This is a genomic window from Kitasatospora sp. GP82, from assembly GCF_029892105.1.
Lineage (GTDB): Bacteria > Actinomycetota > Actinomycetes > Streptomycetales > Streptomycetaceae > Kitasatospora.
Window position 1 is genome coordinate 62,901 of sequence record NZ_JARZAJ010000008.1, and the last position, 25,063, is coordinate 87,963.

Below are 25,063 nucleotides of genomic sequence, written 5' to 3' on the forward strand. Positions count from 1 at the left end.
ATGCGCTTCAGTCGCATCCCACTCGCCGCCGTCCTGCTGATGATCGGCCTGGTCATCCAGGTCAGCGTGCTCGGCCGACTCCAACTCCCCGGCGCCACCCCCGATCTGCTGCTGCTGATGGTGGTCGGCCTGGCTCTGGTCTACGGCCCGACCGGCGGCTGCCTGGTCGGCTTCGCCGCCGGCCTGCTCGCCGATGTCGCACCGCCCTCCGACCATGCCATCGGCCGCTACGCCCTGGTGCTCTGCCTGATGGGCTACGCCGCCGGGCTGCTCCGCCCCGACGGCGGCCGCCAGCGCTCGGCGGTCAGCGCGCTGCTCGTGGTCGCGGGCGCCGCCGTGCTCTCCACCCTGCTGTACGCGGTGGTCGGCGCCCTGGTCGGTGACAGCGCCGCCCGCCATGTCGGCCTGACTGGCCTGGTGTTCAGCGCTCTGCTCTACGACCTGCTGCTGGCGCCCTTCGTGGTCCCCGCCGTGATGCTGCTGGCCCGCCGCTTCGACGGCGAGCGCAGCCCGGTCGAGTCCGAGGACGGACGCAGCTCCGGACTCGGCAGCCTGACCCGCTACCGGACCACCCGCGAGTCCTCGCCAGTGCCCTCGTACAAGAAGAAGCGCCTGCCCGGCCTCGCCAAGCGCCCGTGAGGAGCGACCGCACGTGAGCAACATTCCGGACACCGGACGCACCCGCCGGGTGACGATCCGTCTGGTCGTCCTGCAGATCCTGGTGCTGTCGCTGCTCGCCACCCTCGGCGGGCGCCTGTGGTACCTGCAGATCCGTAACGGCAGCGAGTACGCCGCCAAGGCCCAGGGCAACCACATCCGCGAGGTGGTGGAACCCGCGGTGCGCGGGGAGATCCTGGACGCCTCCGGGCGGATCCTCGCCGGGAACGAGACCAAGCTGGTCGTCTCGGTCAGCCGTACCGCTCTGCTCCAGCAGAAGGACCACGGCAAGGCCGTGCTCGGCCGCCTCGCCGAGGTGCTCGGCACGCCGGTCAAGGACGTCCAGGACAAGGTGCGGCTCTGCGACTCCAAGACGCCGCAGCCCTGTTGGAACGGTTCGCCGTACCAGCCGATCCCGGTCACCCAGCAGGCCACCACCCAGCAGGCGATGCAGATAATGGAGCGCCGCGAGGACTTCCCCGGCGTCACCGCGCAGTCCACCGCCCTCCGCCGCTACACCGGCACCGAGGGCGCCAACGCCGCCCAGGTGCTCGGCTACCTCTCCCCGGTGACGGACGAGGAGGTCGCCAAGAGCGCCGACAAGTCGGGCCGGGAGCGCCGCCAGCCCTCCGACCAGGTCGGCCGGGCCGGTCTTGAGTCGGTCTACGACAACGACCTGCGCGGCACCACCGGTGTCGACAAGCTGGAGGTCGACAACCTCGGCCGGGTCATCGGCAGCGCGGGCCGCACCCCGGCCCAGCCCGGCAACAACCTGGTCACCAGTATCGACGCCAGGGTCCAGAAGGTGGTCGAGGACCAGCTGGCGCAGGCCATGTCCGACGCCCGCAAGACCTACGACAAGGAAACCCAGAAGAACTTCGAGGCCGACTCCGGTGCCGCCGTGGTGATGGACGTGCACACCGGCCGGATCGTCGCGATGGCCAGCGCCCCGACCTTCGACCCCAACCTCTGGGTCGGCGGCATCTCGGCCAAGGACTACCAGAACCTGACCGGCAAGGACTCCAACTACCCGCTGCTGAACCGGGCCATACAGGGTCAGTCCGCGCCGGGGTCCACCTTCAAGGTCATCTCCACCACCGCGGCCGTCCAGGCCGGCTACTCGCTCGACGGTCACTACCCGTGCCCGAAGAGCCTCACCATCGGCGGCCGCGAGTTCAAGAACTTCGAGAGCGAGAGCTTCGGCGACATCTCGCTGGAGATGGCCCTGGAGAAGTCCTGCGACACCGTCTTCTACGGGCTCGGGTACGACCAGTGGCTGAAGGACGGCGGCATCAAGCCCAAGAAGGACCCGGCCGACTGGTTCTTCAAGACCGCCCACCAGTTCGGCCTCGGCGCCAAGACCGGCGTCGACCTGCCCGGCGAGGTCACCGGCCGGGTGCCCGACCGGCAGTGGAAGCAGTCCTTCTACGACGCCAACAAGGACGCCTGGTGCGCCCAGGCCGCCAAGGGCGGTCACGAGTACGCCGACGAGATCGCCCGCGAGAACTGCGTCGACGGCAACGTGATGCGCGCCGGTGACATGGTCAACTACGCCATCGGTCAGGGCGACACCCTGGTCACCCCGCTCCAGATGGCCCGGATCTACTCCGCCCTCGCCAACGGCGGCACGCTCTACCGGCCGACCATCGGCAAGGCCGTGGTCAGCCCGGACGGCAAGCCGGTGCGCGAGATCGCCCCGCACGTGGACGGCAAGCTGCCCGCCGACGACAAGCTGCTCAGCTACATCGACCAGGCCACCGCGGGCGTCATCACCAGCGGTACCGCGGCCTGGAAGTTCGTCGGCGCGGGCTGGCCGCAGGGCAAGATCGAGCTGCACGCCAAGACCGGCACCGCCGAGGTCAACGGCAAGCAGACCACCTCCTGGCTGACCACGTACAGCCACGACTACGCGGTCGTGATGACGATCAGCCAGGGCGGTACCGGCTCCGGCGGTTCCGGTGACTCGGTGCGACGGATCTACCAGGCGCTGTACGGCGTGGACGACAAGGGCGACATCGACAACTCCAAGGCCCTGCTGCCCAAGCCGCAGGCCGAGCTGCCCTCGTTCAACCCGGACGGCACCGCCATCATCAAGCCGGCCTCCTACCCGGCCGGATCCTCCTTCCTGGACCCGACCCCGCCGACCGGTGCCCAGGCGCCGCTCACCGTGGCGCTGGCCGCGCTCGAACCCACCCGCTCCACCGGAAGGGGCCGGGCATGACCTCCTACGGCTCGTACCGCCCGATCCGGCTCTCGCCGCGGCGCGGCTCGCTGGCCCGGGTACTGGCCAAGGACTCTCCGCTGCGGCGGCTCGACTGGATAATGATCCTGGCCGCGCTGGCGCTCTCGCTGGGCAGTTCGCTGCTGGTCTGGTCGGCGACCCGGGGACGGGACTCGCTCACCCACGGCGACCCGCAGTACTTCCTGTACCGGCACCTCACCAATCTGCTGATCGGCCTGGTGCTCTGCGGCACGGTGATCGCGATAGGGAACCGCCGGGTCCGCACCGCCGTCCCGGTCGTCTACGTCGCCGTGCTGCTGATGCTGATGGCGGTGCTCAGTCCACTGGGCTCCACCATCAACGGCGCGCACTCCTGGATCCAGTTCGGCGGCGGATTCTCCATCCAGCCCGCCGAGTTCGCCAAGCTCGGCATCGTGCTCGGGATGGCGCTGCTGCTCTCCGCCCAGGTGGACGCGGGCGAGCGGGAGATCCCCTCCGACCGCAGCGTGCTCCAGACGCTGGCGGTGGCCGGTGTTCCGATAGGGCTCGTGCTGCTGATGCCCGACGTCGGCTCGGTGATGGTCATGGCCGTCATCATCCTGGGCATCCTGCTGGCCTCCGGCGCGGCCAACCGCTGGGTCTTCGGCCTGATCGTCGCCGGTACGGCGGGATCCATCGCGGTCTGGCAGCTCGGCATCCTCAGCAAGTACCAGATCGACCGCTTCGCCGCCTTCGCCAACCCCGCCCTCGACCCGGCCGGTGTCGGCTACAACACCGCCCAGGCCCGGATCGCCATCGGCTCCGGCGGGCTGACCGGTATGGGCCTGTTCCACGGCACCCAGACCATAGGGCAGTTCGTCCCCGAGCAGCAGACCGACTTCGTCTTCTCGGTCGCGGGCGAGGAACTCGGCTTCGTCGGCGGCCTCGCCCTGATCGGGCTGCTCGGGGTGGTGCTCTGGCGAGCCTGCAGGATCGCCCGCCAGGCCACCGACCTGTTCGGCACGGTGGTCTGCGCCGGGGTGATCAGCTGGTTCGCCTTCCAGGCCTTCGAGAACATCGGTATGAACCTCGGCATTATGCCGGTCGCGGGCATCCCGCTGCCCTTCGTCTCCTACGGCGGCTCCTCGATGTTCGCCGTGTGGATCGCGATCGGCCTGCTCCAGTCCGTCCGCTCCCAGCGTCCGATAGGGATCTGACCGGCCCCTTTGCGGGGGCCGCCGGGCGGCTCGTACCCGCAGCGGCCGTCGGCGGCCCCTTCGCGGGCGGCGCTGCTGGCGACCGCAGCGTTCGGCTACTCTTGAGGGTCACCTTGTTTTCTCCGTAAAGGTCCTAGTGCATGACTGTCGAGTCGGTCTTCCCTCAGCTGGAAGCCCTCCTCCCGCACGTCCAGAAGCCGATCCAGTACGTCGGTGGCGAGCTCAACTCGACCGTCAAGGACTGGGACTCCTGTGACGTCCGCTGGGCTCTGATGTACCCCGACGCGTACGAGGTCGGCCTGCCCAACCAGGGCGTCATGATCCTCTACGAGGTGCTCAACGAGCGGGAGGGCGTGCTCGCGGAGCGCACCTACAGCGTCTGGCCGGACCTGGAAGCGCTGATGCGCGAGCACGGCGTCCCCCAGTTCACCGTGGACGCCCACCGCCCGGTCCGGGCCTTCGACGTCTTCGGCCTGTCCTTCTCCACCGAGCTCGGCTACACCAACATGCTGGCCGCGCTCGACCTGGCGGGTATCCCGCTGCTGGCCAAGGACCGGACCGTCGACGACCCGATCGTCCTCGCGGGCGGCCACGCGGCCTTCAACCCCGAGCCGATCGCGGACTTCGTCGACTGCGCGGTGATCGGTGACGGCGAGCAGGCCGTGCTCGACATCACCGAGATCATCCGCGCCTGGAAGGCCGAGGGGCAGCCGGGCGGCCGCGACGAGCTGCTGCTGCGCCTGGCCAAGACCGGTGGCGTCTACGTCCCGCGTTTCTACGACGTCGAGTACCTGGCCGACGGCCGGATCGGCCGCGTCGTGCCGAACGCCCCGGGCGTGCCGTGGCGGGTCTCCAAGCACACCGTCATGGACCTGGACGAGTGGCCGTACCCCAAGCAGCCGCTGGTCCCGCTCGCCGAGACGGTGCACGAGCGGATGTCCGTCGAGATCTTCCGAGGCTGCACCCGAGGGTGCCGCTTCTGCCAGGCCGGCATGATCACGCGCCCCGTGCGGGAGCGAAGCATCACCGGCATCGGCGAGATGGTCGAGCGCGGCCTGAAGGCCACCGGCTTCGAGGAGGTCGGCCTGCTCTCGCTCTCCAGCGCCGACCACACCGAGATCGGCGAGATCGCCAAGGGCCTGGCCGACCGCTACACCGAGGACAAGATCGGCCTCTCGCTGCCCTCGACCCGAGTCGACGCCTTCAACATCGACCTCGCCAACGAGCTGACCCGCAACGGTCGCCGCTCCGGCCTCACCTTCGCCCCCGAGGGCGGCAGTGAGCGCATCCGCAAGGTCATCAACAAGATGGTGTCGGAGGAGGACCTGATCCGCACGGTCTCCACCGCGTACGGCAACGGCTGGCGCCAGGTGAAGCTGTACTTCATGTGCGGCCTGCCCACCGAGACCGACGACGACGTGCTCCAGATCGGCGTGATGGCCAAGAACGTCATCCAGAAGGGCCGCGAGGTCACCGGTCAGAACGACATCCGCTGCACGGTGTCGATCGGCGGCTTCGTCCCCAAGCCGCACACGCCCTTCCAGTGGGCCCCGCAGCTCTCCGCGGAGGCGACCGACGCCCGGCTGGCCAAGCTGCGCGACTCCATCCGCGGCGACCGCAAGTACGGCAAGAACATCGGCTTCCGCTACCACGACGGCAAGCCCGGCATCATCGAGGGCCTGCTCTCCCGCGGCGACCGCCGCGTCGGCGCGGTCATCCGCGCGGTGTACGAGGACGGCGGCCGCTTCGACGGCTGGCGCGAGCACTTCTCGTACGACCGCTGGATCACCAGCGCCGAGAAGGCCCTCGCGGACACCGGCGTCGACGTCGACTGGTACACCACCCGCGAGCGCACCTACGAGGAGGTGCTGCCCTGGGACCACCTGGACAGCGGCCTCGACAAGGACTGGCTCTGGGAGGACTGGCAGGACGCCCTCGAAGAGGTCGAGGTCGACGACTGCCGCTGGACCCCGTGCTTCGACTGCGGTGTCTGTCCGCAGATGCAGACCGAGATCCAGATCGGCCCGACCGGCAAGAAGCTGCTGCCGCTGACGGTGGTCAACCAGTAGTTCGATACATCGGGATGCCCCTGCCGGAGATATCCGGCAGGGGCATCCGTGTGTCCGGAGTGCGTTCCTTCCGGTGACCGTCACGGCCGTGCATCACGGGCCGGCGGTGCTGCACTACGATCACGACTTCGAAACCACCGCTGGACACACGGACCTGAAGGCCCGTTGGCCGGCGGGGCCGGGTCGATCGACTGACGGCACGACATGCGGGGGAGCAAGTGGGGGACCGGCCGACGGGCTGTCTGACGGGGGTTGCGCGGGCGGTCGCCCTGGTGGTCGTGGTGCCGCTGCGGTTCCTGTGGGAGATCCTCGCTGCCGTGGGGCGGGCTGTGGGCATGGTGCTGTACGCCGTGTTCGTGTGGCCGCTGGAGATGGTGTGGCGGTACGTGCTGGCGCCGGTCGGGCGGGTGCTGATCGTCGCACCCGTGGTGTGGCTGTGGCGGAATGTGCTCGCCCCGGTCGGGCGGTGGCTGGGCGAGTGGGTGCTGGTCCCGCTGCTGCGGGGCTTCGTCTGGGTGGTGCAGTACCTGGTGGTGGTGCCGCTGCAGGGGCTCTGGCGCTACCTGGTGGTGGTGCCGTTGCGGGCGCTGTGGCGGTATGTGCTGACGCCGGCCGGGCTGGCGGTGCTCTGGCTGTTTCGGTATCTGGTGGCGATCCCGGCGGTGTGGCTGTGGCGGGTGCTGCTGTGTCCGGTGCTGCGCGAGCTGGGGCGGGCGGTGGTCTGGGCCTGGCGTGTGGCCGGGCGGGTCTGGGGGTTTCTGGTGGTGCGGCCGTGCCGTTGGGTGCGGCGTGAGGTCTGGTGGCCGGTGAAGGCGGAGGTCCGACGGGTGCTGTGGGAGGTCCGGCAGGCACTGTTGGGCTGAACGGGCGCGTACCCTTGTCCTGACAGAGTCCGGCCAGGTACACCGCCGGATGGAAATACTGACTAAGGACTGAGCGACCCTGGCACGCCGTACGCCCGACGGTCCGCCGCCTGCGCCGACGGTGCAGCGCATCCGTCTCCGCTACACCAAGCGCGGCCGTCTGCGCTTCACCAGCCACCGCGACTTCCAGCGGGCGTTCGAGCGGGCACTGCGCCGCTCGGCGGTTCCGATGGCCTACTCGGCCGGCTTCACCCCTCACCCGAAGGTCTCGTACGCGAATGCCGCCCCGACCGGGGTGGCCAGCGAGGCCGAGTACCTGGAGATCGGCCTGGCCGAGGCCCGCGACCCGGAGGCGCTGCGCGCCCAGCTGGACGAGTCGCTGCCCACCGGTCTGGACATCATCGACGCCGTCGAGGTCCGCACCCCGAACTTCGTGGAGCGCCTCGAGGCCTCCGAGTGGCAGCTCCGGCTGGCCGGGGTCACCGCCGAGGACGCGGCCCGCGCGATCGAGGCCTTCCTGGCCGCCGAACAGGTCGAAGTGCAGCGGCTCACCAAGAACGGAGTCCGCGTCTTCGACGCGCGCGGCGCCGTCGCCGCGATGGAACTTCTCCCACCGCGGGTCGGTGACGGTAACGACACTGCCACGGAGGAGACCGGCGATGTTCGTACGGGCAATCCCTGTGCGATACTGCGGCTGGTAGTACGACACGCCACACCCGCCGTACGACCCGACGACGTTTTGTCCGGTCTCCGTGCGACGGCCGACCTGGCGCCGCCGGTCCCCGCTGAGGTGACCAGGCTGGCGCAGGGGCCGCTCGACGAGGAGACCGGCACGGTGACCGACCCGCTGGCGCTCGACCGCGCAGCGGCCCCGGCCGGCCTGTAGCGGCTGCCGGGCCGCGCGCACCTGCGTCCGCCTAGCGGGAGGGGAACGGGCCCGGAGGATTCCGGGCCGAGGTTCTCCTGGCCCCCGCGGCTCCCCAGGGGAGCGAGCGCCGTCGCACACAGGCCAGCCCTTTGCGGCCCGCCGGCCCCGATGGCCGGCGGCCCAGAGGACCCGCCCACTCCCTGCCCGCCAGCGGGCAGGAGGGGCCCGTTCCTCCCCCGGCAACGGGTGGGAGCCGCCCGCCCGGCAGCCAACCGGGTCGGGGGGACCGGCCCGGCCTGGGACAACCTGAGAACACTGGTCAGACCAGAAGACTTTCGACACCCCGCAGCGTGCGGGGCGCCGAGCGAGACTACGAGCCCCTGTGCGGCTCTGTGTCCGCACGGCGGCATCGTGGAAGTCGGCCCGCCATTACCGAGGCCGACCGGAACAGCGGTGCCGCGCCGTGCCCGGATGCGGAGCCCGGGGGCCTGACGGGAGATCCACCCGCATGCTCGATAACACCGAACCGCAGCAGTCCGCCGCAGCGGCAAGTTCCGAGGCCGACGGCTCCGCCGCGCCTGGGCGCCGCCGTCGCCGGGCGGTGTCCCGCCCGGCCGGTGCGCCGCAGGGCGCGGCCGCCGAGTCGGCCGAGACCGTACTGCCCGCCGAGAACCACACCTCCGAGGCCCCCGCCGCCGAGCCGGTGGCGGAGAAGCCCGAGAAGCCGGTACGGGCCCGCCGTACCCGTAAGCGCGTCGAGTCCCCGGCCGGTGCGCCCGAGGCCGCCGAGGTCGTCGTGAGCGCCCCGGAGGCCGTCGAGGCCCCCGCGCCGGTCGAGACGCCCGCCGAGCCGGTGGCCGAGAAGGCCGAGAAGCCGGTGCGCGCCCGCCGTACCCGTAAGCGCGTCGAGTCCCCGGCCGGTGCGCCCGAGGCCGCCGAGCAGGCCGCCGCCGAGACCGTGGTGGCCGTCGAGGCCCCCGCGCCGGTCGAGACGCCCGCTGTCGAGGAAGCGCCCGCCGCGCCCGCGCGCCGTCGCCGCGCCCGCCGGGTGGTCGAGCCCGCGCCGGTCGCCGTCGAGGAGACTCCCGAGCAGCCGGAGGAGGAGGCCGAGGAGGCCCCTGCGGCTGTCGAGACGGCCCCGGCCGAGGCGCCGAAGCCCGAGCCGGTGGCGGAGGAGCCGTCCGCCCCTCGGGCCCGCCGCCGTGCCGTGCGCCCGTCCACCGCGATCTTCCAGGCCCCGGTCTTCCAGGAGCCGGCCCCGTATGTCGCCCCGGCACCGGCCAAGGCACCGGCCCCCGCACCGGCCAAGGCACCGGCCCCCGCGCAGGCCCCGGCCCCGGCTCAGGCCCCGGCCCCGGCCCCGGCCGCGCCGGCGGTCGAGGCGGGGGAGCGCGAGGACGAGTTCGAGTACAGCGGCGTCGGCCGCCGTCGCCGCGTCCGTACGCCCGTCCGGGTGAGCACCCCGACCCGTGGGGCCGGCCGTGCTGCGGCCCGTCCCGCCGCCCGGCCCGAGCCGGTCGCGGTCGAGGAGCCGGCCGAGGAAGCCGCTGCCGTCGCCGCCACAGCTCCCGAGGTCGAGGCCGAGGCCGAGACCGAGTGGGAGGACGACCGTCCGTCCCGCCGCCGCCGTCGGGGTGGCCGTCGTCGCCGCCGTGGCGAGGCCGAGGAGTTCGAGGCGGAGCCGACGCAGGCCGAGGCCGACCAGCCCGCCGAGGAGGAGCCCGTCGCCGAGGCGGAGGAGGACGAGGAGGACGAGCTGGCCGCGGGCCTGAGCTCCTCCCGCCGTCGTCGCCGCCGTCGTCGCCGCACCGGTGAGGCGGGCGTCGAGGTCGCTGCCGAGACCACCGAAGACGGTGTCCGTACGGTGGTCAAGGTGCGCGAGCCGCGCCGCCGTTCCACCGAGCCGTCCTTCGACCCGGACGAGGTGCAGTCCATCAAGGGCTCCACCCGTCTGGAGGCCAAGAAGCAGCGCCGCCGTGAGGGCCGCGAGCTGGGCCGCCGCCGGGTGCCGATCATCACCGAGGCCGAGTTCCTGGCCCGCCGGGAGTCGGTCGAGCGCGTGATGGTGGTGCGCCAGAACGGCCTGCGGACCCAGATCGGCGTCCTTGAGGACGGCGTGCTCGTCGAGCACTACGTCAACAAGGAGCAGGCCACCTCCTACGTCGGCAACGTCTACCTGGGCAAGGTCCAGAACGTGCTGCCGTCGATGGAGGCCGCCTTCGTCGACATCGGCAAGGGCCGCAACGCGGTGCTCTACGCCGGTGAGGTCAACTTCGGCGCGCTGGGCGGCCACGGCGGCCCGCGCCGGATCGAGTCCGTGCTGAAGTCCGGCCAGTCCGTGCTGGTGCAGGTCTCCAAGGACCCGATCGGCCACAAGGGCGCCCGCCTGACCAGCCAGATCTCCCTGCCTGGCCGCTACCTGGTGTACGTGCCCGAGGGCTCGATGACCGGTATCAGCCGCAAGCTGCCGGAGAACGAGCGCGCCCGCCTGAAGCAGATCCTCAAGAAGATCGTCCCGGACGACGCCGGTGTCATCGTGCGCACCGCCGCCGAGGGCGCCAGCGAGGACGAGCTGACGCGTGATGTGCAGCGCCTCCAGGCACAGTGGGAGGAGATCCAGAAGAAGGCCGCCACCGGCAACGCCCCGGCGCTGCTCTACGGCGAGCCGGACATGACCGTCCGGGTCGTCCGCGACATCTTCAACGAGGACTTCACCAAGGTCATCGTCAGCGGCAACGACGCCTGGAACACCATCCACGAGTACGTCTCCAACGTGGCCCCGGACCTGACCGAGCGGCTGCAGCGGTGGACGTCGGATGTGGACGTGTTCGCCACGTACCGGATCGACGAGCAGCTGATGAAGGCGCTGGACCGCAAGGTCTGGCTGCCCAGCGGCGGCTCGCTGGTGATCGACCGGACCGAGGCGATGGTCGTCATCGACGTCAACACCGGGAAGTTCGTCGGCCAGGGCGGAAACCTGGAAGAGACCGTCACCCGGAACAACATCGAGGCGGCCGAGGAGATCGTCCGGCAGCTGCGGCTGCGCGACCTCGGCGGCATCATCGTGATCGACTTCATCGACATGGTGCTGGAGTCCAACCGCGACCTGGTGCTGCGGCGTCTGCTCGAATGCCTGGGCCGGGACCGGACCAAGCACCAGGTGGCCGAGGTCACCTCGCTGGGCCTGGTGCAGATGACCCGCAAGCGGGTCGGCCAGGGCCTGCTGGAGTCCTTCTCCGAGCCGTGCGTGCACTGCAACGGCCGTGGCGTGATCGTCCACATGGACCAGCCGCACGTCCACGGTGGTGGCGGCGCGGCGGTGGCCGTGACCGGTGAGGCCGTCGCGGCCGGCGGCAAGCGCCGTCGCCGGGGCAAGGGTGGCGCCGGGCACGAGGAGCCGCAGGCGGTTCAGCCGGCCGAGGCCGCCGAGGCTGTCGAGCCGATCGAGGCCGAGGCAGCGGTCGAGGGTGCCGAGCAGCTGGAGATCGCCGTTCCGGAGCAGGTCGCCGAGCCGGTGGCCGCTGCCGAGCCCGAGGCGCAGCCGAGCCTGGTCGAGATCCCGGCCGCCCCTGCCGCGGCTCCGGCGGGCCGTCCCCGCCGCCGCGCGGTGCGCAAGGCAACGGCTCCGGCCGGCACGCCGGGCGAGGCCGAGATCGTGGTGCTCCAGGCCCGTGCCGAGGCCGTGGTGGAGGCCGCCCTGGCCGCCGCCGAGGTGGGCACCAAGGAAGAGGCCGCCGCCGAGGAGGCCCCCCGGGCCGCCGAAGCGCCGGAGGCTGTCGTCGAGGCCCCTGCGGCCGAGGAGGCGCCTGCTGTCGAGGCTCCGGCCGTCGAGACCCCGGCCGTCGAGGCCGAGGCTGTCGAGCCGGTGGCCGAGGCCGAGGTTGAGGCCGAGGCACCTGCGCCGAAGAAGCGGGCCGCTCGCAAGACGGCCGCGAAGAAGACCGCCGCCAAGAAGACCACGGCAGCGGCAAAGAAGACCACCGCCCGCAAGACCGCGACCAAGCGGACCAGCGCGGCGGCCAAGAAGGCAGCAGCCGCCGAAAGTGATGGCGCGGCTGAGTGAAGCCCACTGTCCGGGGGGCGGGTTGCGGCCCGTCCCCCCGGGCGCGTACGGGTCCGGTTTGCCCCTGCGGCGGCCGGTCCGTATTCTTGACCTTCGGCGTGTCTACGCCATGCTCCCGAGCACATCACCTCCCGGATCTTCGCAAGAAGGATCGGGGGAGGCCCCTGTGTCCGTACCCAGGTGGCTGGCATCGAGAGTTCCGAACCGAGTATGGAAAGCAGGTACCGCATGTACGCGATCGTTCGCGCCGGCGGCCGCCAGCACAAGGTCGCCGTCGGCGACGTGCTGGAGATTGACCGCATCGACGCCAAGCCGGGTGACTCGGTGGAGCTCTCGACCATCCTGGTCGTCGACGGTGACGCTGTCACCTCCGACCCGTGGGTGCTCGGCGGCGTGAAGGCGCACGCCGAGGTTGTCGACCAGACCAAGGGCGACAAGATCGTCATCCTGCGCTACAAGAACAAGACCGGCTACCGCCGTCGTCAGGGTCACCGCCAGCAGCACACCGCTGTGCGCATCACGAGCATCGACTCCGTCAGCAAGTAAGGGGATAGCGAGATGGCACACAAGAAGGGCGCAAGCTCTACCCGTAACGGCCGTGACTCGAACGCCCAGCGCCTCGGCGTGAAGCGCTTCGGCGGTCAGGTCGTCAGCGCCGGCGAGATCATCGTCCGCCAGCGTGGCACCCACTTCCACCCGGGTGCGGGCGTCGGTCGCGGTGGCGACGACACCCTGTTCGCGCTGACCGACGGCGCCGTGCAGTTCGGCAACCGTCGCGGCCGTCGCGTTGTGAACATCGTGGCTGTCGAGGCCTGAGTTCTCTGACGCAGCGTCAAGACTCTCTGTGAGGGGTGGACCGGAATGTTCCGGTCCACCCTTCATGCTTTACCGCAGGTCAACAATTCTTTCTTTGCTCTGGAGGCACACCAATGACCACCTTCGTGGACCGCGTCGAGCTGTACGTCGCCGCGGGTAACGGGGGCCACGGCTGCGCCTCCGTGCACCGGGAGAAGTTCAAGCCGCTGGGTGGACCCGACGGCGGCAACGGCGGCGAGGGCGGCAGCGTCATCCTCACCGTCGACGCCAACATCACCACCCTCCTCGAGTACCACCACTCGCCCAAGCGCAAGGCCACCAACGGGAAGCCGGGCGCGGGCGGTCACCGTACCGGCGCCACCGGCGAGGACCTGGTCCTTCCCGTGCCGGACGGCACCGTCGTGCTGGACAAGCAGGGCAATGTGCTCGCCGACCTGGTCGGCCACGGCACCAGCTTCGTCGCCGCCGCCGGCGGCCGTGGGGGCCTCGGCAACTCGGCGCTGGCCTCCGCCCGCCGCAAGGCCCCCGGCTTCGCGCTGCTCGGCGAGCCCGGCGAGGCCCGCGACATCGTGATGGAGCTCAAGTCCGTCGCCGACGTCGCCCTGGTCGGTTACCCGAGCGCGGGCAAGTCCTCGCTGATCTCGGTGCTCTCCGCTGCCAAGCCGAAGATCGCGGACTACCCCTTCACCACCCTGATCCCCAACCTCGGCGTGGTCACCGCCGGTGAGACGGTCTACACCGTCGCCGACGTGCCGGGTCTGATCCCGGGCGCCAGCCAGGGCAGGGGCCTGGGCCTGGAGTTCCTGCGGCACGTGGAGCGCTGCTCGGTGCTGGTGCACGTCCTCGACTGCGCCACCCTGGAGCCGGGCCGCGACCCGCTCACCGACCTGGAGACCATCGAGGAGGAGGTGGCCCAGTACGGCGGTCTGGAGGACCGGCCGCGCCTGGTCGCTCTCAACAAGATCGACGTGCCGGACGGCCAGGACATCGCCGACCTCACCCGCGCCTCCCTGGAGGAGCGCGGCTACCGCGTCTTCGAGGTCTCGGCCGCCTCCCGCAAGGGCCTGCGCGAGCTGAGCTTCGCGATGGCGCAGATCGTTGCCGAGGCCCGCGCTGCCAAGCCGATCCAGGAGGCGACCCGGATCGTGCTGCGGCCGCAGGCCGTGGACGACGCCGGCTTCACCGTCACCGAGGAGGACGGCGACTACCGCGTGCGCGGCATCAAGCCCGAGCGCTGGGTCCGCCAGACCGACTTCTCCAACGACGAGGCCGTCGGCTACCTCGCCGACCGGCTCGCCCGGCTCGGTGTCGAGGACCAGCTGTGGAAGGCCGGTGCCAAGGAGGGCGACACCGTCATCATCGGCCCCGACGAGAACGCCGTGGTCTTCGACTGGGAGCCGACCATGGCTGCCGGTGCGGAGATGCTCGGCCGCCGTGGCGAGGACCACCGCTTCGAGACCCAGCGTCCGGCCGTCGACCGCCGCCGCGAGAAGCAGAAGGGCAAGGACGCCGCCGAGGAGCAGTTCCTGGCCTTCGAGGCGCTCTCCAGCAACCGCCCCGCGGTCGAGGGAGACGACGAGGACTACTGAGTCCCCAGGGCGCTGAGCCCCGAGGGCAATGAGTCCCGAGCCTGGTCCACGGGCTGGAAGTCAGTACGGGCCCGCTGTCCGGATCGCGTAGATTACGATCCGGCGGCGGGCCCGCCGCATGCACCAGTGGAGGACAGTGATGACCGATCAGACACTGCGGCAGGAAGTCCTGACCGCCCGGCGGATCGTGGTCAAGGTCGGCTCCTCCTCGCTCACCACCGCCGCCGGAGGCCTGGACGCCGACCGGGTGGACGCACTGGTGGACGCCCTCGCCAAGGCCCGCAAGGGTCCCGACGGGCCCGAGATCGTGCTCGTCTCCTCCGGCGCCATCGCGGCCGGCCTCGCCCCGCTCGGCCTGGACCGGCGCCCCCACGACCTGGCCCGCCAGCAGGCCGCCGCCAGCGTCGGCCAGGGCCTGCTGGTGGCCCGTTACACCGCTTCCTTCGCCCGGTACGGCGTACGCGTCGGCCAGGTGCTGCTGACCGCCGAGGACGCCAGCCGCCGCGCGCACTACCGCAACGCGTACCGGACGCTCGATCAGCTGCTGGCGATGGGCGCGATGCCGATCGTCAACGAGAACGACACCGTCGCCACCGCCGAAATCAGGTTCGGCGACAACGACCGGCTGGCCGCGCTGGTCGCCCATCTCGTCCGGGCCGACCTGCTGATCCTGCTCTCCGACGTGGACGGGCTCTATGACGGCGACCCCAGCAGGCCCGGCACCAGCCGGATCGCCGAGGTCGGCGGCCCGCACGACCTCGACGGTGTGGAGATCGGCAGCGCGGGCAAGGCCGGAGTCGGTACCGGTGGCATGGTCACCAAGGTGGAGGCCGCCCGGATCGCCACCGGCGCGGGCATCCCCGTGGTGCTTACCGCCGCCAGCCAGGCCGCCGACGCTCTGGCCGGACGCCCCACCGGCACGCTCTTCCTGCGCACCGGCAGCCGCTCCGCCGACCGGCTGCTCTGGCTGGAGCACGCCAGCACCCCCCGAGGCGCCCTGCAACTGGACTCCGGGGCGGTCGAGGCCGTGGTCTCGGGCGGGAAATCGCTGCTGCCCGCCGGGGTCACCCGGGTGGACGGCGACTTCACCGCCGGTGATCCGGTGGACCTTCTTGGCGAAAACGGCCACATCGTCGCCCGTGGGCTGGTCAACTTTGATGCAAGGGAGTTGCCCCGTCTGCTCGGCCGGTCCACCCGGGAACTGGCCCAGGAGCTCGGTGCCGCCTACGAGCGTGAGGTCATCCACCGCGACGACCTGGTCATCCTGCGCGGCTGACCGCTCCGAGTGGGCCTGCGCGCCGTCCACGGGCGGCTCCCGCCAGGGGGAGGACCGGGCCTGTTCGGCCCGGACACGATGCCGAACAGGAGGCCGCCGGTGGGACGCAGGCGCGGAGCGCTGCCCGAAGACACGCCCCAGCGGAGGCTGACCAGCATCGCGGGCGGCCGGTCCGAGGGCACCTCGGTGGAGGAACGATCCGACACCGAACCGGACTTGACGAGGTATTCGGACGTCGACGACGGCCCCGAGGCGGAGCAGGCCAGGCTCTGGCACGTGGTGCTCAGCGTGGCCGGTCAGGTGACCCCGTTGACCGAACTGCGCGCCGCGCTCGAACGCCTGGCACACGACCACTCCTTCTTTCTGACGGCCCGCTACGCCGCCGGCCATGCCGAGATCCGCTACTGGGAACAGGCGCGCGACCTGCACGATGCGGCGGCGATCGCGCTGCGGCTGTGGGGCGAGCACAAGGTCTCGGCGAAGCTGCCGCCATGGGAGATCGTCGGCCTGGAGGTCGTGGACCGGCCGACCTACCACAAACGAGTCGCCGAGGGCTTCGGGGACCCGCCCCCGCACCTGGGTGGCGTGCACCCGTACTGAGGGCCCTTTTCCAGCAGAGCCCCGCGGCCCCTGAAGGTTGCCCGCTTGCCCAGGGCCCTGGGGTTACCCGATTGCCCAGCGCCTCTGGAGGTTGCCCGATTGCCTCGGAGTCCGGTGGTTGCCCGGTTGCCGAGGTTCGGTGTCTCAGCGGGTGGAATTGCGGGCGTTTGGGGGGTCGGCAGTCGCTAACCTTGGGCGCATGAGCAGCAACCACGCCATCGCCGACAGCCCTGTTCTCGCCGTTGCGCGCCGCGCCCGTGCCGCGGCCGCCGTGCTCGCTCCGCTGCCGCGCAGGGCGAAGGACGCGGGGCTGCTGGCGATCGCCGATGCGTTGGTGGCCCGCAGTGCCGAGATCACCGCGGCCAACGCCGAGGACGTGGCCCGGGCCCGTGAGGCCGGTACGGCCGAGTCGGTGATCGACCGGCTCACTCTGACCGAGGAGCGGATCGCCGCGATCGCCTCGGACGTCCGGGACGTGGTCGGGCTGCCCGACCCGGTCGGCGAGGTCGTGCGCGGGTACACCCTGCCCAACGGCCTGGACGTACGGCAGGTCCGGGTCCCGCTCGGCGTGGTCGGCATCATCTACGAGGCCCGGCCCAATGTCACCGTGGATGCCGCCGCACTCTGCCTGAAGTCCGGCAACGCCGTCCTGCTGCGTGGCTCGGCCTCCGCCTACCGCTCCAACACCGCGCTGGTCGCCGTGCTGCGGGACGCGGTGGCCGCCGCAGGGCTGCCCGCCGATGTGATCCAGCTGGTCCCCGGGGAGAGCCGGGACTCGGTGCAGGAGCTGATGCGGGCGCGCGGGCTGGTCGACGTACTGATCCCGCGCGGTGGCGCCTCGCTGATCCGTACGGTCGTGGAGGGTTCCACCGTGCCGGTGATCGAGACGGGCACCGGCAACTGCCATGTCTACGTGGACGCCCGGGCGGATCTGGCGATGGCCGTCGGCATCCTGCTCAACTCCAAGGCCCAGCGGGTCAGCGTCTGCAACTCCGCCGAGACGCTGCTGGTCCACCAGGACGTCGCGGACGCCTTCCTGCCGCTCGCGCTCGAAGCCCTCGCCGCGGCCGGGGTCACCGTGCACGGTGACGAGGCGGTGCTGAAGGCGGCCGAGGGCGGTAGTGCCACCGTCGTTCCGGCCACCGAGGAGGACTGGGAGACGGAGTACCTCTCCCTGGACCTCGCCGCCGCGGTCGTTCCCTCGCTGGAGGCGGCGGTGGAGCACATCCGCCGCTGGTCCTCGGGCCACACCGAGGCGATCGTGACCACCTCGCAGGCTGCCGCCCGCCGTTTCACCCAGCTGGTCGACTCCACCACGGTGGCCGTCAACGCCTCGACCCGGTTCACCGACGGGGGTGAGTTCGGGTTCGGCGCCGAGATCGGCATCTCCACTCAGAAGCTGCACGCCCGGGGCCCGATGGGCCTGCCCGAGCTGACCTCCACCAAGTACATCGTCACTGGTGACGGCCATGTCCGTGGCGAGGCGACGCAGACCGTCGGCGCGACCGAAGGCTGAGCCCCGCCGGATCGTTCGGGGCCAACTGACCGGAGCCACAGACAAACGGCGCGCCCGGTAATACATTGAGTGCGTGGCTGAGGATGTGGGGGGCTCGCCGTACCCCGACGGCGCCGACCACGGTGGTGCGGACGACGAGTTCGCCACCGTGGTGCTCGACGAGGCATTCGTCCGGTCCGCCGCCGTGCACGAGCCGAGCGCCAGCGAACGCCAGCTGGCCGCGGCCGAGGCGAGGTTCGAACCGGACACCGGGACGCTCGGCCGTGGCTACGAGCTGACCGTCAGTGGTGAGGGGCTCCCGCTCGAGCTGCGCCCGCACCCGGGCGGTCTGGACGACGAGGGCCTGTACCCCGACCCGTGGTCGGCCCCCGGCCGGGCCGGGCGTGTCGCGCGGTGGCGGCGCCAGACCCGCTCCTTCGGGTACGACCCCGGGCGGGCGGCCCGCGGCCGGTACGTTGCGCAGCAGCGCTGGCACCGTCCGGTGGCCTGGGTGCTCGCGGTGGTGATGGTGGTCGGAGTGGCGGCCGTGGCGGTAGCCGCGATCTACCGGGGCACCGGGGCGGCCGAGTCGCCCCGCCGTCCGGAGACCGGCACGAGCAGCCCGGGCCTGCCTCCGAGTGTCCCGGCCGGCTCCCCACCGATGGCGTTGCAGACCGGGTGACGCATATCGCTCGGGGCGGTCACCGCCCGCCAGGCAGAAGTTCTGCCCAAGCCCTCGAAGCAGGCCGTATCCCGGTCTTACCCTGGTGTTATGGGTGACCCGCGTGAACCTCCGGAGGGTACGCCCGATGGCGGTTCCGGAAACGACGACGAGTACCGATCCGTCGTATTCGACGAGTCGTTCGTCCGGGCTGCCCGGATCCAGGAGCTGTCGGCCAGTGAGCGGCTCGGCGGCTACTCGCGCGGAGTGCGGCCGCGGCTCGGGTTCGGTCACTTCGGTTCGCTGCCCCGGCAGGCGGTGGCGCTGCTGCTGCTCGTCGCGATGGCCTTCGCGGCGGCCGTCTACTTCGGTGTGAGCTCACCGCGCCGACTGGGCGTCCAGCCGACCGGAAACCAACTGACCGTCAGTGTGGTGGCACTCGGCCCGAGTTCGCCGGTGCTCGCGGTGGCCGATCCGAAGAGCCCCTTCGCCGCGCTGCCCCCGGGGTACAGCGACGGAGCGGCCGGGCTGGCCACTCCGGCGGCCGCGGCCACGGCCCACTTCAGCAGGGTCGAGGTCACCCGGGCGCTGGACACCGTCCAGCGCTACCTGATCGCCTCCTCGCTCTCCCAGGCGGCCCTGGTGCAGGGGCAGACGGGAGATGTCCGCAGTCTGGTGACACCCGGTGAGCAGGCCCAGTACGACCAGAGCCTCAACTCTCCGAGCGACGACCAGCACCACGTCGCCGTCGGCTGGCTGGTCCGCTTCGACCCGGGCAAGGTGGAGCTGGCCGCCGACACGGTCAAGGTGAGCGGCTCCATGCGGGTCACCGAAGCGGACAGTGCGACGCTGGAGATCGCCACCGACCACACCTTCGTCTATGCGCTGCGGCCCGCGGGTACGGACACCTCCGCCCCGGTCAGCCTGTTCAGCGTCCGCCGCGAACTGCGCTTCGAGTTCGACCACACGGACATCGGTGCCGCCCGGGTGCGGCTGGTCGACTCCGTCCTGCAGGACGGCCCCGCCGGCTGCGGTGTGCAGCAGGCCGACCACCTGCAGCCGCTGCTGCCCGGGCAGGCGGCCGGCACGCCGCCCGTGGTGAACCCGGCCGACCACTCCGTACCCGCCTGGCAGCTCTGCGGGGTGCTCGGACCGATCACCACCAGCCAGTGAGTCACCCCGCAGAGCGGCGCCGGGTCAGTCCTTGTCGTGCGGCTGCTGCTCGGGGCCGCCCGTACCGCGGGCGCCGGTGAAGGTGTCGCGCAGCTTGCCGCCGACCGTGCCGACCCCGCCCGCCACATCGCGCAGCAGGCCCATCAGCGGGTCCTTGCTCTCCTTGACGCTCCTGGAGTACGAGTCGGCGGCGGCCCTCCACTGCTCGCCGACCGAGGTGTCCTGGTCGTCGGCCCGGCGCGGGTAGGCACCGGCCAGGATCGAGCGGTACTCCTCGCTCTCGGCCCACTGCTTCAGCTTGGCCACCCTCACCACCGCGAACGGGTGGGTCTGCGGCAGCACCTGGAGCAGCTTCAGCACACCGTCGCGCAGGTCACCGGCCTTGTCGTACTCCTCGGCCTGCTCCAGGAAGGCGTCCACGTTCATCTCGGCGAGGTTGTGCCCGCCGGCCAGCTTCATCAGGCCGCGCATGGATGCCTGGAGGTCCTGTCCGGCCAGCAGTCCGGCCCGGTCGCAGGAGAGCTCGGCCTTGCGGAACCACTCCTTGAGCGCGGTGATCACGGCGGTGATGGCCAGGTTGCCGAGCGGAATCCAGGCGACCCGGGTGGCGATGTTGGTGAGGACGAGCAGCATCGTCCGGTAGACCGCGTGGCCGGACATCGCATGTCCGACCTCGTGTCCGATCACCGCCCGCAGCTCCTCCTCGTCGAGCAGCTCGACCAGTCCGCTGGTGACCACGATGATCGGGGTGTCCATGCCGATGCACATGGCGTTGACCGCCGGGTCCTGGGTCACGTACAGCTCGGGCACCCGCTCCAGGTCCAGTACGCGGGCGGCGTCTTGGACCATGGCGTGCAGCTCGGGGAACTGCCGTTCACCGGTCCGTACCGCGGTGGCCAGGAACATCAGCCGGACGCTGCGCTCGGAGACCAGGCCGGCCAGTTTCCTGAGGATCTCGTCGAAGCCGGAGAGTTTGCGCAGGGCGACCAGCGCGGAGCGGTCGGCCGGGTGCTCCCAGGCGCGGGTGGAGATGCCGGGGAAGCGCTCGCGGCGGCGGCTCGGGGTGTTCGGCTTGGTCATGTCGGTCATTGGTGAGTACCTCCTGGTCGATGCCGGCACCGGTTCCCGCCCGGCCCCCGCTGCTACTGGCTACAACGCCTGTTCGTCCGTACTCGTCCCCGGCGCCCACAGTACGCCGGGGGTGCTGTCCGCCCGCCCGAAGACCGCGGTCTAGGCTGGTTCCACAAGGCGGTCCTGCGGGGCCGGACCCAGTCCCAAGGAGCCCACCATGTCCCCTGTCGACGGTCTGACGCAGCTGGCCGGTCCCATCTCCACCGAGCCGGGTCCTGGGCTGTTCCTGCGGATCGTCCTGGTCGCCTCGTTCGTGGGCGTCGGCCTGCTGGTCTGGATCATGGCGCGGGCTTTCCGCAACGACTGAGACCGTCCGCCGTCCGCCGTCCGGCCCGGGATCCGGCGGGCGCCTACGGGGGGTCAGACGCGGTGGGCCGCCGCGCGGTTGCCACTGGGCCACCCGTACGATAGGAACGCAGGCCGTCACCGGCCCGCATCCTGGTCCCTCACCGAGCCGAGAAGGTCCCGCCGACCATGAGCAATAACGTTCTGCCCACCGTTGCCCGGATCGCCGAGGGCGGTGGCAACCACGAGAGCCTCAACCCGCTCGTGACCGGCGGTTGTGCGTTCCTCATCCTCCTGCTGCTGCTCTACGTGACCACGCGCTTCAACCGCGACCGCTGAGCAGCGCGGTACCACTGATCGGTGACGGGGAGCGCTCGGCCAACTGCCGGGCGCTCCCTGCCGATATCCGGGTTTGTCCGCCCGTAAGGGACGTCGCGTAAGGTGTGGCGGCATGGGACAGCAGGCCGAGACCCCCGGCGGACCGGTGAAGAAGCGCCTCGGCGTGATGGGTGGCACCTTCGACCCGATCCACCACGGGCACCTGGTAGCCGCCAGCGAGGTGGCGAGTGCATTCCACCTCGATGAGGTGATCTTCGTACCGACCGGGCAGCCGTGGCAGAAGAGCCACCGCGATGTGACGTCCGCCGAGGACCGTTATCTGATGACGGTCATCGCCACCGCGGAGAACCCGCAGTTCTCGGTCAGCCGGATCGACATCGACCGCAAGGGCCCCACCTACACCGTGGACACCCTTCGCGATCTGCGGGCCCTGCACCCGGACGCCGAGCTGTTCTTCATCACCGGCGCCGACGCACTCGCCCAGATCCTGTCCTGGCGCGATTCGGAGGAGCTCTTCGAGCTCGCCCACTTCATCGGATGCACCCGCCCCGGGCACACCCTGTCGGATGCCGGGCTCCCGGTGGGCGGGGTCTCCCTGGTGGAGGTGCCCGCGCTGGCCATCTCCTCCACGGACTGCCGGATACGGGTCGCCAAGGGCGAGCCGGTCTGGTACCTCGTCCCGGACGGCGTGGTCCGTTACATCCACAAGCGGGCGCTGTACGCGCCGGCCCAGCAGCCTTGATCCCGGGAGGGACGGCGTGACCGGAACGTCAGACCGCAGGGGGCCCACGGGCGACGGCTGGTATCCGCAGCCGGGCTACGACGCGTACGGTCGGCCGGAGCACGGCCAGGCCCAGGGGCAGCCCGAGGGCCAGTACCAGTACGGGCAGCAGCAGGCGTACGTCCAGGACCAGTACCAGCAGGGCTATCAGCAGCAGCCGTACGAGCCCTATGAGCAGCAGGGCTACTACCAGCAGCAGCCGCAGCAGCCGCAGCAGCCGCAGCCGCAGCAGTCGGGCTACGACCCGTACGGGCAGGCGCAGCAGCCCCAGCAGCTCCAGGAGTACTACTACCAGCAGCAGCCGGTCGTCCAGGCCGTTGCCCAGCCGGTCGCTCCGCCGCCTCCCCGCTCGGCCGAGCCGCTGCAGCAGCAGGCCCAGCAGCAGATCCCGCAGCAGGTCAGGCAGCCCGCCCGGCCGTCGGCGAAGCCGCAGCCGGAGCACTCCGAGCCGGCCCTGGACGACTACGCGACGGGCGAGTTCACCTTCGTCGACGAACCGGCGGAGGAGACCGAGGACGTCATCGACTGGCTGAAGTTCGCCGAGTCGCGCACCGAGCGCCGGGACGAGCGCAAGCGCAGGCTGCGGAACAGGCTGATCGCCGTCGTGGTGGCGCTCGTCGTGCTCGCGGGCGGCGGTGCCGGCTATCTGTGGTGGAGCGGCGCGTCCGGTCCCAGGACCGCTGCGGCGGCGGCCGGGGCCCGGCAGGTGAACGTGGTGCACCTGCGGGAGCTGGACGGCAAGGTCAGCAGTGCGCTCCTGGTCAACGACGCGGCAGGGCACAAGGGTTCGATCCTGCTGCTGCCCGAGACCCTGAAGCTGCCCAGCAGCGGGGACTCCTCGACCGCACCGCTCGGCCAGGCGATGGAGGCGATCGGCCCGTCCAGCACCCGGGACGGCCTCAGCACCGTGCTCGGCGCCACCGTGGCGGGCACCTGGCGACTGGACACGCCCTACCTGCGGCTGCTGGTCGCCCAGCTCGGCGGTGTGAAGGTGGACACCAACGCCGAGGTGAAGGCCTCGGACGGCAAGGTGCTCGCCCCGGCGGGCAAGGGCATCTCGCTGACCGGTGAGGCGGCCGTCGCGTACGCCACCTACCAGGCGCCGGGGGAGGGCCGGGATGCCCAACTGGCCCGGTTCGGACAGGTGTTGGAGGCGCTGGTGCGGACCATGCCGACCGATCTGCCCGAGGCGCAGGACGATGTGCACCGGATGAACGCGGTGCTCGACCCCTCGCTGCCCGAGCAGGCCCTGGCCGGGGTGCTGGCCCAGCTCGCCCAGCTGGCCAAGGACGGGAACTTCGCTGTCGGTACCCTCAAGGTGCAGCCCGACGGCACCCTGGACGACGCCACCGCGGGCGCGCAGGTCAAGGAGGTGCTCGGCGGTGCGGTGCACAAGGCCCAGGGCACCAACAAGACGGCCCGGGTCAGCATCGTGAACGCCTCGGGCAACGACCAGCTGGCGAGCTCGGCGCTGGTGCAGGTCACCAACTCCGGTCTGGATCCCGTCCCGAGCGGCAGCAAGGTGAGCGGCACCCAGGCGCTCAGCGAGATCCGCTACACCGACGACGCCAGGCTGGCCGTGGCGAAGTCGCTGGCGATCTCGCTCGGTCTGAAGGAGACGGCGGTGAAGAAGACCACCGACTCGCAGAACGCCGACCTGGTGGTGGTCCTGGGCAAGGACTACCAGCCGTCCAAGGCTCAGTAGCCCCGCGTCGCGAGGAGGCCCCGGAGAATCCCTCCGGGGCCTCCTCGCGTTCATGAGATCCTGGAAACCGTATCTGTGTACATCTAGCGGGAAGAACACCGTGACTGCCACTGACCGGAGCCAGGAACTGATCACCGTCGCCGCCCAGGCGGCGGCCGACAAACTGGCCCACGACATCATCGCCTTCGACGTCAGCGAGGTGCTGTCGATCACCGACGCCTTCCTGATCGCCTCGGCCGCCAACGACCGCCAGGTCAAGGCCATCGCCGAGGAGATCGAGGACCAGCTGCGCGAGAAGCTGGACATCAAGCCGGTGCGCCGTGAGGGCGAGCGCGAGGGCCGCTGGATCCTGCTCGACTACCTGGACATCGTGGTGCACGTCCAGCACTCCGAGGAGCGCTCCTTCTACTCCCTCGACCGGCTCTGGAAGGACTGCCCCGAGCTGCCGCTGCCCGCCGACGCGCTGGCCACCCGCAACCGCCCGGAGAACGCGGTGACCGACGCCCAGGGCAACGCCGTCGCCGAGGACGAGCACTGAGCGGCGCCGCGCGGGGCCCGCGCATCGTCTTCTGGCGGCACGGCCAGACCTCGTGGAACCTGGAGTCCAGGTTCCAGGGCACGACCGACATCGACCTGACCGATCAGGGCATCTTCCAGGCCCGGCGGGCGGCCAAGCTGCTCGCCGGCCTCCGTCCCGATCTGCTGGTGTCCTCGGACCTCAAGCGGGCCCGGCGCACCGCCGCCGAGCTCGCCAAGGTCACCGGCCTGGACGTGCACCACCACGAGGGCCTGCGGGAGACGTATGCGGGCGAGTGGCAGGGGCTGACCAACGCCGAGATCCGGGCACGCTTCCCGGAGCAGTTCGAGGCGTGGGCGCAGGGCGAGCCGGTCCGGCGCGGCGGTGGCGAACTGGCGACCGAGGTGGCGGACCGTTCCGTTCCGGTGGTGCTGTCTGCGGTCGAGAAGCTGCCGGAGGACGGCACGCTGGTCGTGGTCAGCCACGGCGGCACCATCCGCACCATGATCGGCCGACTGCTCGGTATGGAGGCGGAGCAGTGGGAGCGCTTCGGCGGCCTCTCCAACTGCTGCTGGTCGGTCCTGGGCCGGGGTGCACGCGGCTGGCGTCTGCTGGAGCACAACGCGGGCACCCTGCCGCAGCCGGTGATCGGGGACGAGACCTGACGAAGGTGTCCGTAGGGCGGGATTTCGCAGTTCCGGGCCTGACCAGCTAGAGTCTTCCTCGTTCGCAGGAAAGAACGCCGCCCGGGAGGGAGG

At 71.2% G+C, this 25,063-nt stretch carries 23 protein-coding genes; 22 read left to right on the forward strand and 1 reads right to left on the reverse strand.

The window, feature by feature from the left end; all coding sequences use genetic code 11:
* The 15 genes from mreD (at position 1) to P3T39_RS10540 (ending at position 19,547) form a co-directional block, all read left to right on the forward strand.
* A complete protein-coding gene (gene mreD, locus P3T39_RS10470) occupies positions 1–639 on the forward strand; it encodes a rod shape-determining protein MreD (protein WP_280697149.1) in 639 nt (212 codons plus the stop codon).
* Between the two features lie 13 nt (positions 640–652).
* Positions 653–2,878 carry a penicillin-binding protein 2 gene (mrdA, locus tag P3T39_RS10475; protein ID WP_280697150.1) on the forward strand — a complete coding sequence of 742 codons (2,226 nt, stop codon included), beginning with the start codon at positions 653–655 and terminating at the stop codon, positions 2,876–2,878.
* On the forward strand, positions 2,875–4,074 hold the full coding sequence (gene rodA / locus P3T39_RS10480) for a rod shape-determining protein RodA (RefSeq protein WP_280697151.1): 1,200 nt from the start codon (positions 2,875–2,877) through the stop codon (positions 4,072–4,074). The genes mrdA and rodA overlap by 4 nt, the downstream gene beginning before the upstream one ends.
* A gap of 140 nt (positions 4,075–4,214) precedes the next feature.
* Entirely contained in the window at positions 4,215–6,143 is a 1,929-nt protein-coding gene (locus tag P3T39_RS10485; protein ID WP_280697152.1) for a TIGR03960 family B12-binding radical SAM protein, read from the forward strand.
* 218 nt (positions 6,144–6,361) lie between these two features.
* Positions 6,362–7,006: a hypothetical protein gene (locus tag P3T39_RS10490; protein ID WP_280697153.1), complete on the forward strand. Its 645-nt coding sequence runs from the start codon at positions 6,362–6,364 to the stop codon at positions 7,004–7,006.
* A 121-nt stretch (positions 7,007–7,127) separates the two neighbouring features.
* Positions 7,128–7,892, forward strand: coding sequence for a TIGR03936 family radical SAM-associated protein (locus tag P3T39_RS10495; RefSeq protein ID WP_280697154.1), 765 nt, complete (start codon positions 7,128–7,130; stop codon positions 7,890–7,892).
* 490 nt (positions 7,893–8,382) lie between these two features.
* Positions 8,383–11,937, forward strand: coding sequence for a ribonuclease E/G (locus P3T39_RS10500; protein ID WP_280697155.1), 3,555 nt, complete (start codon positions 8,383–8,385; stop codon positions 11,935–11,937).
* 228 nt (positions 11,938–12,165) lie between these two features.
* A complete protein-coding gene (rplU, locus tag P3T39_RS10505; protein ID WP_280697156.1) occupies positions 12,166–12,483 on the forward strand; it encodes a 50S ribosomal protein L21 in 318 nt (105 codons plus the stop codon).
* A 12-nt stretch (positions 12,484–12,495) separates the two neighbouring features.
* Positions 12,496–12,753 (forward strand): 50S ribosomal protein L27, encoded by a 258-nt coding sequence (gene rpmA, locus P3T39_RS10510; protein ID WP_280697157.1) that lies wholly within the window; start codon positions 12,496–12,498, stop codon positions 12,751–12,753.
* Positions 12,754–12,866: 113 nt separating this feature from the next.
* The gene (gene obgE, locus P3T39_RS10515) at positions 12,867–14,342 is read left to right on the forward strand and encodes a GTPase ObgE (RefSeq protein ID WP_280697158.1); all 1,476 of its coding nucleotides are present in this window, start codon (positions 12,867–12,869) and stop codon (positions 14,340–14,342) included.
* 139 nt (positions 14,343–14,481) lie between these two features.
* Positions 14,482–15,618: a glutamate 5-kinase gene (gene proB, locus P3T39_RS10520; protein ID WP_280697159.1), complete on the forward strand. Its 1,137-nt coding sequence runs from the start codon at positions 14,482–14,484 to the stop codon at positions 15,616–15,618.
* Between the two features lie 78 nt (positions 15,619–15,696).
* Complete coding sequence (locus tag P3T39_RS10525) at positions 15,697–16,218, forward strand: hypothetical protein (RefSeq protein WP_280697160.1); 522 nt, start codon at positions 15,697–15,699, stop codon at positions 16,216–16,218.
* Positions 16,219–16,417: 199 nt separating this feature from the next.
* Positions 16,418–17,734 carry a glutamate-5-semialdehyde dehydrogenase gene (locus tag P3T39_RS10530; protein WP_280697161.1) on the forward strand — a complete coding sequence of 439 codons (1,317 nt, stop codon included), beginning with the start codon at positions 16,418–16,420 and terminating at the stop codon, positions 17,732–17,734.
* 73 nt (positions 17,735–17,807) lie between these two features.
* On the forward strand, positions 17,808–18,395 hold the full coding sequence (locus tag P3T39_RS10535) for a hypothetical protein (RefSeq protein ID WP_280697162.1): 588 nt from the start codon (positions 17,808–17,810) through the stop codon (positions 18,393–18,395).
* A gap of 90 nt (positions 18,396–18,485) precedes the next feature.
* Positions 18,486–19,547 (forward strand): hypothetical protein, encoded by a 1,062-nt coding sequence (locus P3T39_RS10540; protein ID WP_280697163.1) that lies wholly within the window; start codon positions 18,486–18,488, stop codon positions 19,545–19,547.
* 24 nt (positions 19,548–19,571) lie between these two features.
* Here the strand turns inward: P3T39_RS10540 and P3T39_RS10545 are convergent, their stop codons facing one another.
* On the reverse strand, positions 19,572–20,636 hold the full coding sequence (locus tag P3T39_RS10545; protein WP_280697165.1) for a M48 family metallopeptidase: 1,065 nt from the start codon (positions 20,634–20,636) through the stop codon (positions 19,572–19,574).
* Here P3T39_RS10545 and P3T39_RS10550 point away from each other — a divergent pair.
* The 7 genes from P3T39_RS10550 (at position 20,626) to P3T39_RS10580 (ending at position 24,970) form a co-directional block, all read left to right on the forward strand.
* Positions 20,626–20,781, forward strand: coding sequence for a hypothetical protein (locus tag P3T39_RS10550; protein WP_280697166.1), 156 nt, complete (start codon positions 20,626–20,628; stop codon positions 20,779–20,781). The genes P3T39_RS10545 and P3T39_RS10550 overlap by 11 nt on opposite strands.
* A gap of 54 nt (positions 20,782–20,835) precedes the next feature.
* Positions 20,836–20,985 (forward strand): hypothetical protein, encoded by a 150-nt coding sequence (locus P3T39_RS10555; RefSeq protein ID WP_280697168.1) that lies wholly within the window; start codon positions 20,836–20,838, stop codon positions 20,983–20,985.
* Positions 20,986–21,152: 167 nt separating this feature from the next.
* Complete coding sequence (locus P3T39_RS10560) at positions 21,153–21,302, forward strand: hypothetical protein (RefSeq protein ID WP_280697169.1); 150 nt, start codon at positions 21,153–21,155, stop codon at positions 21,300–21,302.
* A 112-nt stretch (positions 21,303–21,414) separates the two neighbouring features.
* Positions 21,415–22,044, forward strand: a complete 630-nt coding sequence (nadD, locus tag P3T39_RS10565; RefSeq protein ID WP_280697170.1) for a nicotinate-nucleotide adenylyltransferase — start codon at positions 21,415–21,417, stop codon at positions 22,042–22,044.
* 16 nt (positions 22,045–22,060) lie between these two features.
* Positions 22,061–23,788: an LCP family protein gene (locus P3T39_RS10570; RefSeq protein ID WP_280697172.1), complete on the forward strand. Its 1,728-nt coding sequence runs from the start codon at positions 22,061–22,063 to the stop codon at positions 23,786–23,788.
* A 100-nt stretch (positions 23,789–23,888) separates the two neighbouring features.
* The gene (rsfS, locus tag P3T39_RS10575) at positions 23,889–24,326 is read left to right on the forward strand and encodes a ribosome silencing factor (protein WP_280697173.1); all 438 of its coding nucleotides are present in this window, start codon (positions 23,889–23,891) and stop codon (positions 24,324–24,326) included.
* Positions 24,323–24,970: a histidine phosphatase family protein gene (locus tag P3T39_RS10580; RefSeq protein ID WP_280697326.1), complete on the forward strand. Its 648-nt coding sequence runs from the start codon at positions 24,323–24,325 to the stop codon at positions 24,968–24,970. Before rsfS ends, P3T39_RS10580 begins: the two co-directional genes overlap by 4 nt.
* The last annotated feature ends 93 nt before the right edge of the window (positions 24,971–25,063 follow it).

Coding starts and splice junctions, on each gene's coding strand:
- proB (WP_280697159.1), top strand. CDS start 14,482: ATGACCGATCAGACACTGCGGCAGGAAGTCCTGACCGCCCGGCGGATC.
- P3T39_RS10485 (WP_280697152.1), top strand. CDS start 4,215: ATGACTGTCGAGTCGGTCTTCCCTCAGCTGGAAGCCCTCCTCCCGCAC.
- mreD (WP_280697149.1), top strand. CDS start 1: ATGCGCTTCAGTCGCATCCCACTCGCCGCCGTCCTGCTGATGATCGGC.
- obgE (WP_280697158.1), top strand. CDS start 12,867: ATGACCACCTTCGTGGACCGCGTCGAGCTGTACGTCGCCGCGGGTAAC.
- P3T39_RS10540 (WP_280697163.1), top strand. CDS start 18,486: ATGGGTGACCCGCGTGAACCTCCGGAGGGTACGCCCGATGGCGGTTCC.
- P3T39_RS10555 (WP_280697168.1), top strand. CDS start 20,836: ATGTCCCCTGTCGACGGTCTGACGCAGCTGGCCGGTCCCATCTCCACC.
- nadD (WP_280697170.1), top strand. CDS start 21,415: ATGGGACAGCAGGCCGAGACCCCCGGCGGACCGGTGAAGAAGCGCCTC.
- rodA (WP_280697151.1), top strand. CDS start 2,875: ATGACCTCCTACGGCTCGTACCGCCCGATCCGGCTCTCGCCGCGGCGC.
- P3T39_RS10545 (WP_280697165.1), bottom strand. CDS start 20,636: ATGACCGACATGACCAAGCCGAACACCCCGAGCCGCCGCCGCGAGCGC.
- P3T39_RS10500 (WP_280697155.1), top strand. CDS start 8,383: ATGCTCGATAACACCGAACCGCAGCAGTCCGCCGCAGCGGCAAGTTCC.
- rplU (WP_280697156.1), top strand. CDS start 12,166: ATGTACGCGATCGTTCGCGCCGGCGGCCGCCAGCACAAGGTCGCCGTC.
- P3T39_RS10525 (WP_280697160.1), top strand. CDS start 15,697: ATGCCGAACAGGAGGCCGCCGGTGGGACGCAGGCGCGGAGCGCTGCCC.
- P3T39_RS10530 (WP_280697161.1), top strand. CDS start 16,418: ATGAGCAGCAACCACGCCATCGCCGACAGCCCTGTTCTCGCCGTTGCG.
- P3T39_RS10550 (WP_280697166.1), top strand. CDS start 20,626: ATGTCGGTCATTGGTGAGTACCTCCTGGTCGATGCCGGCACCGGTTCC.
- rpmA (WP_280697157.1), top strand. CDS start 12,496: ATGGCACACAAGAAGGGCGCAAGCTCTACCCGTAACGGCCGTGACTCG.
- P3T39_RS10560 (WP_280697169.1), top strand. CDS start 21,153: ATGAGCAATAACGTTCTGCCCACCGTTGCCCGGATCGCCGAGGGCGGT.